The organism is Bradyrhizobium sp. Y36 (assembly GCF_002531575.1).
Lineage (GTDB): Bacteria > Pseudomonadota > Alphaproteobacteria > Rhizobiales > Xanthobacteraceae > Bradyrhizobium.
Genome location: NZ_NWTI01000041.1, coordinates 1 through 10811 on the forward strand (window position 1 = coordinate 1; position 10811 = coordinate 10811).

Sequence of the window (10811 nt, forward strand, 5' to 3'; positions counted from 1 at the left end):
ACGTGTCAGCTATGTCTCCGAACACCCGTCAGTGATCTGTCCGGGCTAAACACTTCGCGGGTGATGACAGCGACGCGGAGGAGGCTAAGCCTCCACGAACTCGTCCCGCCGATATCCCTGCGCATAGAGCAGCGCGGTGAGATCGCCGTGGTCGATCCGTGCGGCCGCAGCCGCTGCGACCGCTGGCTTCGCATGATACGCCACACCCAGTCCCGCCGCCTGGATCATCGCGAGATCGTTGGCGCCGTCGCCGACCACGACGGAGTCGATGTCGTCGAGATCGAACGACTCCATCAGATCCACCAGCGTCGCGAGCTTCGCCGCGCGGCCCAGAATGGGCTCCTTCACCTCGCCGGTGAACTTGCCGTCGCGCACCACGAGCTCGTTGGCGCGGTTCTCCTGAAAGCCGATCCTGGCGGCGACCGCGCGGGTGAACAGCGTGAAGCCGCCGGAGACGAGGCAGGTATAGGCGCCATGCTTGCGCATGGTCGCGACCAGCTCACGGCCGCCCGGCGTCAGCGTGATGCGCTTGGCCAGGACCTCGTCGACCACGCTGGCGGGGAGGTCCTTCAGCAGCGCGACGCGCTCGCGCAGCGCCGGCTCGAACTCGATCTCGCCGCGCATGGCGCGTTCGGTGATAGCAGCGACATGGGCCTTCATCCCGACCAGGTCGGCGAGCTCGTCGATGCATTCCTGGCCGATCATGGTGGAATCCATGTCGGCGAGAAAAAGCTTCTTGCGCCTGAAGCCGACAGGTTGCACGACGATGTCGACGGGCAGGTCGCCGCGAAGCTCGCGCAGCCGCTGCTCGATAGCGTGGCGGTCGGCTTCGAGGTTATTGTCGGCACCGAAGGGGATATCGACCGCGACCCCGTCGAACAACCAGTGTGCGGGAGCGGCCTGCGGCAGCACGGCGCGGGCGCCATCGACGATGGTGGAGTCGAGCGCGGGATTGTCGGGATTGCAGATCAGCGTGGCGACGAGGGACATTTGAGGTTTTCGTGAGCGAGAGGCAAGTCGGCAGAAGGCCTGTTGGCGAGGCCGTGCTTATCGCAGGCCCGACCGCCAGCGGCAAGTCGGCGCTGGCGCTCGAGCTGGCCCTCGGCGCGGGCGGGATCGTCATCAATGCCGATTCCATGCAGGTCTACGGCGACCTGCGCATCATCACGGCACGGCCGACGCATGACGAGGAAGCCCGCGCTCCGCACCGTCTCTACGGCCATGTCGATGCGGCCGTGAACTTCTCGGCGGGCGCCTGGGTGGCTGACGCGGCCAGGGCGCTCGACGAGGCCAAGGCGGAAGGCCGCCTGCCGATCTTCATCGGCGGCACCGGACTGTATTTCAAGGCGCTGACGGCGGGACTCTCCGTGGTGCCGCCCATTCCTGCCGAGGTGCGCGAGGCCGTGCGCACGCGGCTGGAGCGGAACGGCCCCGAGGCGCTGCATGCGGAACTGGCGCGTCGCGATCCGCGCGCAGCCGAGCGATTGAACCTGCGTGACCGGACCCGGATCGCGCGCGCGCTCGAAGTGGCCGAGGCGACCGGCCGCTCGCTGCTCGACTGGCACCGGGAGGGCCAGCCGCCGCTGCTGCCGAAGGACAGTTTTCGCGCGGTGTTTCTCGCCCCCGACCGCGACGAGCTTTATGCGCGGATCGATGCCCGTTTCGATGCCATGCTGGCCGCCGGCGCGTTGCAGGAGGTCGAGCGGCTCGCCGCCAGGCAGCTTGATCCGCAGCTGCCGGCGATGAAGGCTCATGGCGTGCCGGCACTGATCCGGTACTTGCGCGGGGAGCTGAGCCTGGAAGAGGCCGCCGGCATCGGGCGCGCCGACACGCGCCACTACGCCAAGCGACAATTCACCTGGTTCCGACACCAATTGCCGGAGTTCGAATGGGTGAAGCCGGAAGAGGCGAGGGGTTGGCTCGCGGCCGTCGTGAGTGCGGCGCGGGACCAGGGATGACGACCTCCCTCCCTCGTGATTCCGGGGCGCGCGCAGCGCGAGCCCGGAATCCATAACCCCAGGCGCCCGCGTGGCGACGGCTCTTGGCCATCATCTCGCGAGCCAGCTTGTCCTGTGGCTATGGATTCCGGGCTCGATGCTTCGCATCGCCCCGGAATGACGAAGGAGGGGCGGGCACGCTTTTCTGTCCGGGTTCCTCAATTTACCTCTCGCCGAACCCCGGGAACACCGCTACACTGCCAAAATCGCGCGGGAACGGCCGCATTGCCTTGACATCCGAGCTTTGGCCGCTATGTTTCGCGCAACCTTTGGGAAGCCGGGCGCCTGCCATGCGTAACATTATTACCAAACTCCTTATCGCCGTCGTACCCAGGCACACCGCCGGGGGTGGCTAGCTGCCATCCACATGACAGGCGGTGTGCATGGGTCCCTCTTCGGGGCCTTTTTTATTTCCCGAGCCAGACACGAACGAAGCCGCTGACAACAGCGCATCCGGAGCAAGCCAATGAGCGACAAGAGCCACGATCCGAACCAGATGACCGGCGCCGCGATGATCGTCCGCGCGCTCATCGATCACGGCGTGACCGACATTTTCGGCTATCCCGGCGGCGCGGTGCTTCCGATCTATGACGAGATCTTCCAGCAGAGCGAGGTCCAGCACATCCTGGTTCGCCACGAGCAGGGCGCGGGCCACGCCGCCGAAGGCTATGCGCGCTCGACCGGCAAGCCGGGCGTCGCGCTGGTGACCTCCGGCCCCGGCGCCACCAACATGGTGACGCCGCTGACCGACGCGCTGATGGACTCGATCCCGCTGGTCTGCATCTCCGGCCAGGTGCCGACGCATCTGATCGGCAACGACGCGTTCCAGGAATGCGACACCGTCGGCATCACGCGTCCCTGCACCAAGCACAATTGGCTGGTTCGCGACGTCAACGATCTCGCGAAGGTGCTGCATGAGGCGTTCTACGTTGCGACCACGGGCCGTCCGGGTCCGGTGCTGGTCGACGTGCCCAAGGACGTGCAGTTCGCGACCGGCACCTATCATCCGCCGCGCAAATCCGACGTGCACCGCTCCTACGCGCCGCGCGTGAAGGGCGATGCGTCGCAGATCCGTAAAGCGGTCTCGCTGCTCGCGGGTGCCAAGCGCCCCGTGATCTACAGCGGCGGCGGCGTCATCAATTCCGGCCCGGAAGCGACAAAGCTGCTGCGCGAGCTGGTCGAGGTCACCGGTTTCCCGATCACCTCGACGCTGATGGGCCTGGGCGCATACCCGGCGTCAGGCAAGAACTGGCTCGGCATGCTCGGCATGCACGGCACCTACGAGGCCAACATGACGATGCATGATTGCGACGTCATGCTGTGCGTCGGTGCGCGCTTCGACGACCGCATCACCGGCCGCGTCGATGCTTTCTCGCCGGGTTCGAAGAAGATCCACATCGACATCGACCCGTCCTCGATCAACAAGAACATCCGCGTCGACGTGCCGATCATCGGCGATTGCGGCAACATCCTCGGCGACATCCTCCAGGTGTTCAAGGCGGAGGCGAAGAAGCCCGACATCAAGAGCTGGTGGCAGCAGATCGCGCAGTGGCGTGCCCGCAACTCGCTCTATTACAGGAAGAGCAACGACGTCATCCTGCCGCAGCATGCGATCCAGAGCCTGTTCGAGGCGACGCGCGGCAAGGACACCTACATCACGACCGAGGTCGGCCAGCACCAGATGTGGGCCGCGCAGTTCTTCGGCTTCGAGGAACCGCATCGCTGGATGACGTCGGGTGGTCTCGGCACGATGGGCTACGGCCTGCCGGCGGCGGTCGGCGTGCAGGTTGCCCATCCCGACAGTCTCGTCATCGACATCGGGGGCGATGCCTCGGTGCAGATGACCATGCAGGAGATGTCGACGGCGGTGCAGTACGAATTGCCGATCAAGGTCTTCATCTTGAACAACCAGTACATGGGCATGGTGCGGCAGTGGCAGCAGCTGCTGCACGGCAACCGTCTGTCGCATTCCTATTCGGAAGCGCTGCCGGATTTCGTCAAGCTCGCGGAAGCCTATGGCGCGGTCGGCCTGCAGGTGCACAAGCCCGGCGATCTCGACGGCGCCATCAAGGAGATGATCTCGGTCAAGCGTCCGGTGCTGTTCGACTGCCGCGTCGCGGCGCTCGAGAACTGCTTCCCGATGATTCCCTCCGGCAAGGCGCACAACGAGATGCTGTTGCCGGAGCAGGCCAATGACGAGGCGACCGCGAAAGCGTTTGCCGGCGGCAAGGCGCTGGTGTGACGAGAGAGATTTGAGGGGACGACAATGAACCAGCCCGCATCCGCCTACTTCATCGAAGAGCGCCACGACCCGAACGAAACGCACACGCTTGCCGTGCTCGTGCAGAACGAGCCCGGCGTGCTCGCGCGCGTCATCGGCCTGTTCTCGGGCCGCGGCTACAACATCGAAAGCCTCACGGTCTCCGAGACCGAGGCCCAAAAGCATCTGTCCCGCATCACCATCGTGACCACGGGGACGCCGATGGTGATCGCGCAGATCAAGAACCAGCTCGACCGCATGATCCCGGTCTACCAGGTCGTCGACATGACCCAGACCCGCCGCTCGATCGAGCGCGAGCTCGCGATGGTGAAGGTGCGCGGGCAGGGCGAGCATCGGGTCGAGGCGCTCCGGCTCGCGGATGCGTTCCGCGCCCGGGTGATCGACGCCACCACCGAGAGCTTTGTGTTCGAGATCACAGGCAATACCGACAAGATCAATCAATATATCGACCTGATGCGCCCGCTCGGCCTCGTCGAGGTGTCGCGCACCGGCGTTGCCGCGATCGGCCGCGGGCCCGAAGGAATGTGAACCATGCTGGCGCGCGACTGGTACTACAACGAGCGGAACCGGATGGGGATCGGGCCCGCCGTGGCCTCGATCTACGACGCCCAGGACGATGCCGATCTGCGGGCGCGCGCCGCACTGAAGATGCTGGGAGTCCAGCGCGGCTGGCGCATCGCCGACATCGGCTGCGGCAACGGGGTGCTGGCGACCGAAGCGGCGTTGATGGGCGCCGAGGTCGACGCCATCGACATCTCGCCGGCGATGCTGGCGCTCGCCGAGATCTACGCGCGCGATCGCAAGGCGCCCGTGCGCACCCAATCCGCCGGCCTGCTCAGCTTCGCCTATCGGCCCGAATCCTACGATCTGATCGTCAGCGAATTCACGTTGCATCACCTGCCTGATTTCTGGAAGGCGGTGGCGATGTCGCGGATCTTTCGGGCGCTCAAGCCCGGGGCGACGTTCTATTTGCGCGACATCGTTTACGCGTCGATGCCGGATGCCATCGAGCGCGACGTCGATCAGTGGGCCGACTTCCAGATCAAGAACCACGATTTCGCACGCGAGGGCGTGGTGACGCATATGCGCGACGAATATTCCACCTTCGGCTGGGTGATGGAGCGGATGCTGACCGATGTCGGCTTCACGCTGGTCTCGGCCGATTACCACGCGCCGATGCACGGCACGTATCTGCTACGGAAACCAAGAGCCGGCGAGCAAGGCTAGACCAACAACAACAGGGCTGTCCGGCGGGGCAGAACCGGGAACAACAATGAAGCCGGCCGATATCCTCATCGCCCTCCTGGTGGCGATCATCTGGGGACTTGCCTTCGTGGCGAGCCGGATCGCGCTCGACGAGCTTTCGCCGGAGCTGATGACGGCGATGCGCTTTTTGATCGCCGCGTTGCCGTGCCTGTTCGTTCCCAAGCCCAAGGTCGCCTGGTCGCTCCTGATCGCGATCAGTCTAACGCTGTTTCTCGGCCAGTTCCTGAGCCAGGCCTACGGCATCGCCCATGGCGTGCCGGTCGGGCTGACCAGCGTCGTGGTGCAGAGCCAGGCATTGTTCACCATCGGCTTTGCCGCGATCGCATTCGGCGAGCGGCCGACGCCGGTGCAGACTCTCGGTATCGTCATCGCGGCGGCGGGCCTGCTCATGATCTGCGGCACGGTCGGGTACGATTTCAGCGTTGGCGCGTTCGCGGTGCTGATGATCGCACCGATCTGCTTCGCCGTTGGTAATCTTCTGTTGCGCGGCGCCCGCGGCGCGCCGATGTTCGACCTGTTTGCCTGGCTCTGCCTCACGGCCGCCGTGCCGTTGTTCGCGCTCGCGCTGGTCGTCAACGGGCCGGCGCCGACGTTCCAGTCGCTGATCCACATCTCGCTCAAGGGCCTCGTCTGCCTGCTGGTGATCGGCGCGATCTCGACCAGCATCGCCTATTGGCTCTGGGGCCGGTTGTTGCGCGACTATCCCGCCGCGCAAGTGGTGCCGTTCGCGCTGCTGGTCCCGTTCGTCGGCTCGGCCGCTTCCAGCATCGTCTTCGGCGAGCGGTTCGGACCGTTGCGGCTTGCCGGCATGCTGACCGTGATCGGTGGTATCGCGGTGATGGTGCTGGCGAACCGCCCGCAAGTCCTGCCCAAGGCCGCGTGACGGGCCGCGTGAGGTGACGATGACCTACTCGCTGTTCTATGCCTTCCTCGTTTTCATGGTCGTGATGTATTTCACGCCCGGGCCGAACAACATCATGCTGCTGTCCTCGGGGCTGACCTACGGCTTCCGGCGGACGATTCCGCACATCGTGGGCATCGTCCTCGGCTTCGCCTTCATGGTCGCCGCTGTCGGCCTCGGGCTCGGCTCGGTGTTCCTGGCCTATCCGATCCTCCAGACCATCCTGAAATATGCCGGCGCGGCCTACCTGATCTATCTGGCCGCCGCGATTGCCATGTCCGGCCCGACCAAGCCCGGCGAGGGGGATGACCGCGGTCCCATGACCTTCTGGGGCGCGGCGATGTTCCAATGGATCAACGCCAAGGGCTGGGTGATCGTGATCGGCACCATCACCGCCTATGCGGCCATCGCCCAATTTCCGCTCAACATCGCGATCCAGACCCTGATCAGCCTGCTCGTCGGCACGGTCTCGACCGTGGTCTGGGCGCTGTTCGGCTCGGCGTTGCGGCCGGTCCTGACCTCGGAGCGGCTGGTCCGCGCCTTCAATATCCTGATGGCGATCCTGCTGCTGGCCTCCCTCTACCCCGTTTTCATGGATGCATGATGTCGCGGATTTCCATGCAGAAACGGGTTTCCCTCAGGGCTGAAAATGTCCTAGACAGCCCCCGAAATCCGCAAATTTCACCCTTCGGACACTGACCATTGGCCGATTTCGGCCCTGAACGAGGAAACGACCCATGCGTGTTTATTACGATCGCGATGCCGACCTGAACCTGATCAAGGGCAAGAAGGTCGCCATCGTCGGCTATGGCAGCCAGGGCCACGCCCATGCGCTCAACCTCAAGGACTCCGGCGTCAAGGACGTCGCGATCGCGCTGCGCAAGGACTCGGGTTCGGTCAAGAAGGCGGAAGCCGCCGGCTTCAAGGTGATGGAAGTCGCCGAAGCTGCCAAATGGGCCGACCTCGTCATGATGCTGACCCCGGACGAGCTCCAGGGCGACATCTATCGTGAGCACCTGCACGACAACATGAAGAAGGGCGCCGCCCTCGTGTTCGCGCACGGCCTCAACGTCCACTTCAACCTGCTCGACCCGCGCGCCGACCTCGACGTGCTCATGATCGCGCCGAAGGGCCCCGGCCACACCGTGCGCTCGGAGTATCAGCGCGGCGGCGGCGTGCCCTGCCTGATCGCGATCGCCAAGGACGTCTCGGGCAACGCCCATGACCTCGGCCTGTCCTACGCTTCGGCTGTCGGCGGTGGCCGCGCCGGCATCATCGAGACCACGTTCAAGGAAGAGTGCGAGACCGACCTGTTCGGCGAGCAGGTCGTGCTCTGCGGCGGCCTGGTCGAGCTGATCAAGGGCGGCTACGAGACCCTGGTCGAAGCCGGCTACGCTCCGGAGATGGCCTATTTCGAGTGCCTGCACGAAGTGAAGCTGATCGTCGACCTGATCTATGAAGGCGGCATCGCCAACATGAACTACTCGATCTCCAACACCGCGGAGTACGGCGAGTACGTCACGGGTCCCCGCATCGTCACCGCCGAGACCAAGGCCGAGATGAAGCGCGTTCTCGCCGACATCCAGGGCGGCAAGTTCGCCCGCGACTGGATGCTCGAGAACAAGGTCAACCAGACCTCGTTCAAGGCGACCCGCGCCAAGCTCGCCGCGCACCCGATCGAGGAAGTCGGCGCGAAGCTGCGCGACATGATGCCCTGGATCAAGAAGGGCGCTCTGGTCGACAAGAGCAAGAACTAAGACTGCGTTCCCCAGACACGGCGCGCATCACGCGAGTGTTGCGCTGCTGGTCCGGAGGCACAGAGCTTCTGCACCAAGATTAGAGCGAGGCCGCAAATAGCGGTCTCGCTCTTTTCATTTCGTGTGTCTCATGGTCGCTGTTGCAGTTCACCATACGACGAACCGGCGTGCGGACTGCTCTCTCTCGCAGTGCATCACGGCGCGAGAGCAGCGATCGCGGCGCGGTTTCCGGGGCGGGGCGGCATTGCGCCTGGACTCATTTCTCCTACATGATCCCCCGGGGGAGCTTTTGGGGGAATGACCATGCGATCCGTCGTCGTCACCGGTGTGTCCACCGGCATCGGCTGGGCCACTGCCAAATTCCTGATCGGACGCGGTTTTCGCGTCTTCGGCAGTGTGCGCAAGCAGGCCGATGCCATCAGGCTCAAGGCCGAATTCGGCGCCAATTTCACCCCGTTGCTGTTCGACGTCACCGACGAGGCCGCGGTCCTCGCGGCCGCGCGAGACGTGCGCGAGGCGCTGAATGGCGAGACGCTGGCAGGCCTCGTCAACAATGCCGGCGTCGCCGTCGCCGGGCCCGTGCTCGAATTGTCGGCCGACGATTTCCGCCGCCAGATGGACATCAACGTCATCGGCCCCGTGATCGCGACGCAGGCTTTCGGGCCGCTGCTCGGCGCCGATCCGTCGTTGAAGGGGCCGAAGGGGCGGATCGTGATGATCAGCTCGGTCGCGGGCAAGAACGGCAATCCGCTGTCGGCGCCCTACTGCACCTCCAAGCACGCCATCGAGGGACTGTCGGAAAGCCTGCGGCGCGAGCTGATGCTGTTCGGCATCGACGTCATCATCGTCGCCCCCGGCGCAGTGAAGACGCCGATCTGGAGCAAGGCGGAAGAGATCGATCTGTCCGTCTACCAGAACTCGCCCTATCTGCCGGCGTTGAACAAGGTGATGGCTTTCATGATGGACCTCGGCGCCAAGGGCCTGCCGGCCGAGCGCATCGCCGAGATCGTGTTCGAGGCGCTGACGGCGGCGAGCCCCAAGGTGCGCTACCAGATCACGCCTGATCCGATGCGCCATCTGATCACGGCCGTGCTGCCGAAGCGGACGCTCGACCGCATCATCGCCAAGCGGCTCGGATTCCTGCCGCAATAGGCCGCGCGCTTCAGCCCGCCGCGACGATCTGCCCGCGCGGGCGGCGGGCCATCGCGATCATGCGCAGCGCCATCACGATCAGCAGCGGAACGAGGAAGGCGGCATAGAGCGGCATCGCCGGCACACGCTTGCCGAACGAGACCATGAACTGGAGCCAGAGATAATAGCCGCCGGCGAGATGCAGCGTTCGCCAGGCGCGCGGCCCGATCAACGCGGCGGCGCGGTCGAACGAGGTCGCGCTCATGGCGATGATGACGGCATAGCCGATCCCGCCGAAGATGTAGGAGGCGGGCGAGGTGGCCTCCACGAAGGCGGCCGGATCCATCCCGGCGAAGGCGATGATCGCGGCCGCGTGGATGGCGTGGGAGGCGGCAAAGCTCAAACCGAGATAGCGGCGGTTGCGACGCTGCCAGCGCGTCCAGCCATTGGGCCAGAGCCGCGCCAGCGCCGCGGCGCTGAAGGCGAGGCAGAACAGCGTGAGCGAGCTGCGTGCCGTGAAGCGGATCACCATCCGCACGCCCTCGACCTCGAACTGCCGCATTGAGGCGATCCACAGGCTGAGGACGACCAGGCTGAGGGTGAGGGCGGCCAGCAGCCGCCAGCCTTCGAGCCAGCCTTGACGTTGCGACATGGTGATCTCCCTAGGTTATGTAATCATCGATTACATTTCATTGGTCCGGCATGGTCAACGGTGTAATCGCTGCTTACATTCACGTTCGGGTGATGCTAGGAGCTTTCCATGTCCGCCCGTCAGCCCTCCAAGCCGCGCGTTCGCCGCCCGGCAGCAGGACCCCGGCCGTATCACCACGGCGACCTTCGCCGCGTCCTGATCGATGCTGCGCTGCAACTCGCCGCGGAAGGTATGGAGGTCTCGGTCCGTGAGGCCGCGCGCCGGGCCGCGGTGTCGCCGGGCGCGCCGTTCCGGCACTTTCCGAACCGCGATGCCCTGATGGCCGCAGTGGCGGAGGAGGCGCAGCGGCGTTTCCGTGCCGAGATCGAGGCCGCATTGAGCGGGGCTCCGGCCACCGGCCCGCTCGCCCGTTTCCGCGCCTTCGGCCTTGCTTACCTGCGCTGGGCGATGCGCAATCCCGCGCATTTCGAGATCATCTCCACCGGGCGCTATTTCGCCTATGGCAGCTCCGCCGAGCTGACCCGCGACAACGCCGAACTGATCGCGCTGACCGAGGGAATCCTCACTGAGGCGGCGGAGCAAGGTCTGCTGCGCTCCGCCGACCTCAAGCAAGTCCAGATCGCCGGCCGTGCGCTGGTCTACGGCTTCGCCCGGATGAATCTCGACGGCCACTTTCCGCGCTGGGGCGTCGCGGAGGACGAGATCGAGCGGATGGCGGAGGCGGTGATCGACATGTTCATCGCAGGCATCGCCAAGGCCTAGGTTCTGTACTCAAACCCCCTTGTCGCCGCTGAGCCGGAGTGATTCAAGGCTTCCAAATGGAGGC

Annotated in this window: 11 protein-coding genes; 9 read left to right on the forward strand and 2 right to left on the reverse strand. The window is 65.3% G+C overall.

What is annotated here, in order from left to right; translation table 11 throughout:
* Positions 1–84: 84 nt before the first annotated feature.
* Positions 85–990, reverse strand: a complete 906-nt coding sequence (serB, locus tag CO669_RS34680; RefSeq protein ID WP_097667093.1) for a phosphoserine phosphatase SerB — start codon at positions 988–990, stop codon at positions 85–87.
* An 11-nt stretch (positions 991–1001) separates the two neighbouring features.
* On the opposite strand from serB, the gene miaA reads away from it, so the two are divergent.
* The 8 genes from miaA (at position 1002) to CO669_RS34720 (ending at position 9354) form a co-directional block, all read left to right on the forward strand.
* Complete coding sequence (miaA, locus tag CO669_RS34685; RefSeq protein ID WP_097667095.1) at positions 1002–1958, forward strand: tRNA (adenosine(37)-N6)-dimethylallyltransferase MiaA; 957 nt, start codon at positions 1002–1004, stop codon at positions 1956–1958.
* A gap of 505 nt (positions 1959–2463) precedes the next feature.
* On the forward strand, positions 2464–4239 hold the full coding sequence (locus tag CO669_RS34690) for an acetolactate synthase 3 large subunit (RefSeq protein WP_097667097.1): 1776 nt from the start codon (positions 2464–2466) through the stop codon (positions 4237–4239).
* 24 nt (positions 4240–4263) lie between these two features.
* Positions 4264–4806, forward strand: a complete 543-nt coding sequence (ilvN, locus tag CO669_RS34695) for an acetolactate synthase small subunit (RefSeq protein WP_028145447.1) — start codon at positions 4264–4266, stop codon at positions 4804–4806.
* A 3-nt stretch (positions 4807–4809) separates the two neighbouring features.
* Positions 4810–5505 carry a class I SAM-dependent methyltransferase gene (locus CO669_RS34700; protein ID WP_097667099.1) on the forward strand — a complete coding sequence of 232 codons (696 nt, stop codon included), beginning with the start codon at positions 4810–4812 and terminating at the stop codon, positions 5503–5505.
* A gap of 46 nt (positions 5506–5551) precedes the next feature.
* Complete coding sequence (locus CO669_RS34705; RefSeq protein WP_097667101.1) at positions 5552–6427, forward strand: EamA family transporter; 876 nt, start codon at positions 5552–5554, stop codon at positions 6425–6427.
* Positions 6428–6446: 19 nt separating this feature from the next.
* Complete coding sequence (locus CO669_RS34710) at positions 6447–7049, forward strand: LysE family translocator (RefSeq protein WP_198964419.1); 603 nt, start codon at positions 6447–6449, stop codon at positions 7047–7049.
* Between the two features lie 133 nt (positions 7050–7182).
* A complete protein-coding gene (ilvC, locus tag CO669_RS34715) occupies positions 7183–8202 on the forward strand; it encodes a ketol-acid reductoisomerase (protein WP_097667105.1) in 1020 nt (339 codons plus the stop codon).
* Positions 8203–8505: 303 nt separating this feature from the next.
* Entirely contained in the window at positions 8506–9354 is an 849-nt protein-coding gene (locus CO669_RS34720) for an SDR family oxidoreductase (RefSeq protein WP_198964421.1), read from the forward strand.
* Between the two features lie 10 nt (positions 9355–9364).
* Here CO669_RS34720 and CO669_RS34725 read toward each other — a convergent pair whose 3' ends face one another.
* Positions 9365–9985 carry a hypothetical protein gene (locus CO669_RS34725; protein WP_097667109.1) on the reverse strand — a complete coding sequence of 207 codons (621 nt, stop codon included), beginning with the start codon at positions 9983–9985 and terminating at the stop codon, positions 9365–9367.
* Between the two features lie 108 nt (positions 9986–10093).
* On the opposite strand from CO669_RS34725, the gene CO669_RS34730 reads away from it, so the two are divergent.
* Entirely contained in the window at positions 10094–10747 is a 654-nt protein-coding gene (locus tag CO669_RS34730; RefSeq protein WP_198964420.1) for a TetR/AcrR family transcriptional regulator, read from the forward strand.
* Positions 10748–10811: the final 64 nt, after the last annotated feature.

Coding starts and splice junctions, on each gene's coding strand:
- CO669_RS34705 (WP_097667101.1), top strand. CDS start 5,552: ATGAAGCCGGCCGATATCCTCATCGCCCTCCTGGTGGCGATCATCTGG.
- ilvC (WP_097667105.1), top strand. CDS start 7,183: ATGCGTGTTTATTACGATCGCGATGCCGACCTGAACCTGATCAAGGGC.
- CO669_RS34700 (WP_097667099.1), top strand. CDS start 4,810: ATGCTGGCGCGCGACTGGTACTACAACGAGCGGAACCGGATGGGGATC.
- CO669_RS34730 (WP_198964420.1), top strand. CDS start 10,094: ATGTCCGCCCGTCAGCCCTCCAAGCCGCGCGTTCGCCGCCCGGCAGCA.
- ilvN (WP_028145447.1), top strand. CDS start 4,264: ATGAACCAGCCCGCATCCGCCTACTTCATCGAAGAGCGCCACGACCCG.
- CO669_RS34725 (WP_097667109.1), bottom strand. CDS start 9,985: ATGTCGCAACGTCAAGGCTGGCTCGAAGGCTGGCGGCTGCTGGCCGCC.
- CO669_RS34690 (WP_097667097.1), top strand. CDS start 2,464: ATGAGCGACAAGAGCCACGATCCGAACCAGATGACCGGCGCCGCGATG.
- serB (WP_097667093.1), bottom strand. CDS start 990: ATGTCCCTCGTCGCCACGCTGATCTGCAATCCCGACAATCCCGCGCTC.
- CO669_RS34720 (WP_198964421.1), top strand. CDS start 8,506: ATGCGATCCGTCGTCGTCACCGGTGTGTCCACCGGCATCGGCTGGGCC.
- CO669_RS34710 (WP_198964419.1), top strand. CDS start 6,447: ATGACCTACTCGCTGTTCTATGCCTTCCTCGTTTTCATGGTCGTGATG.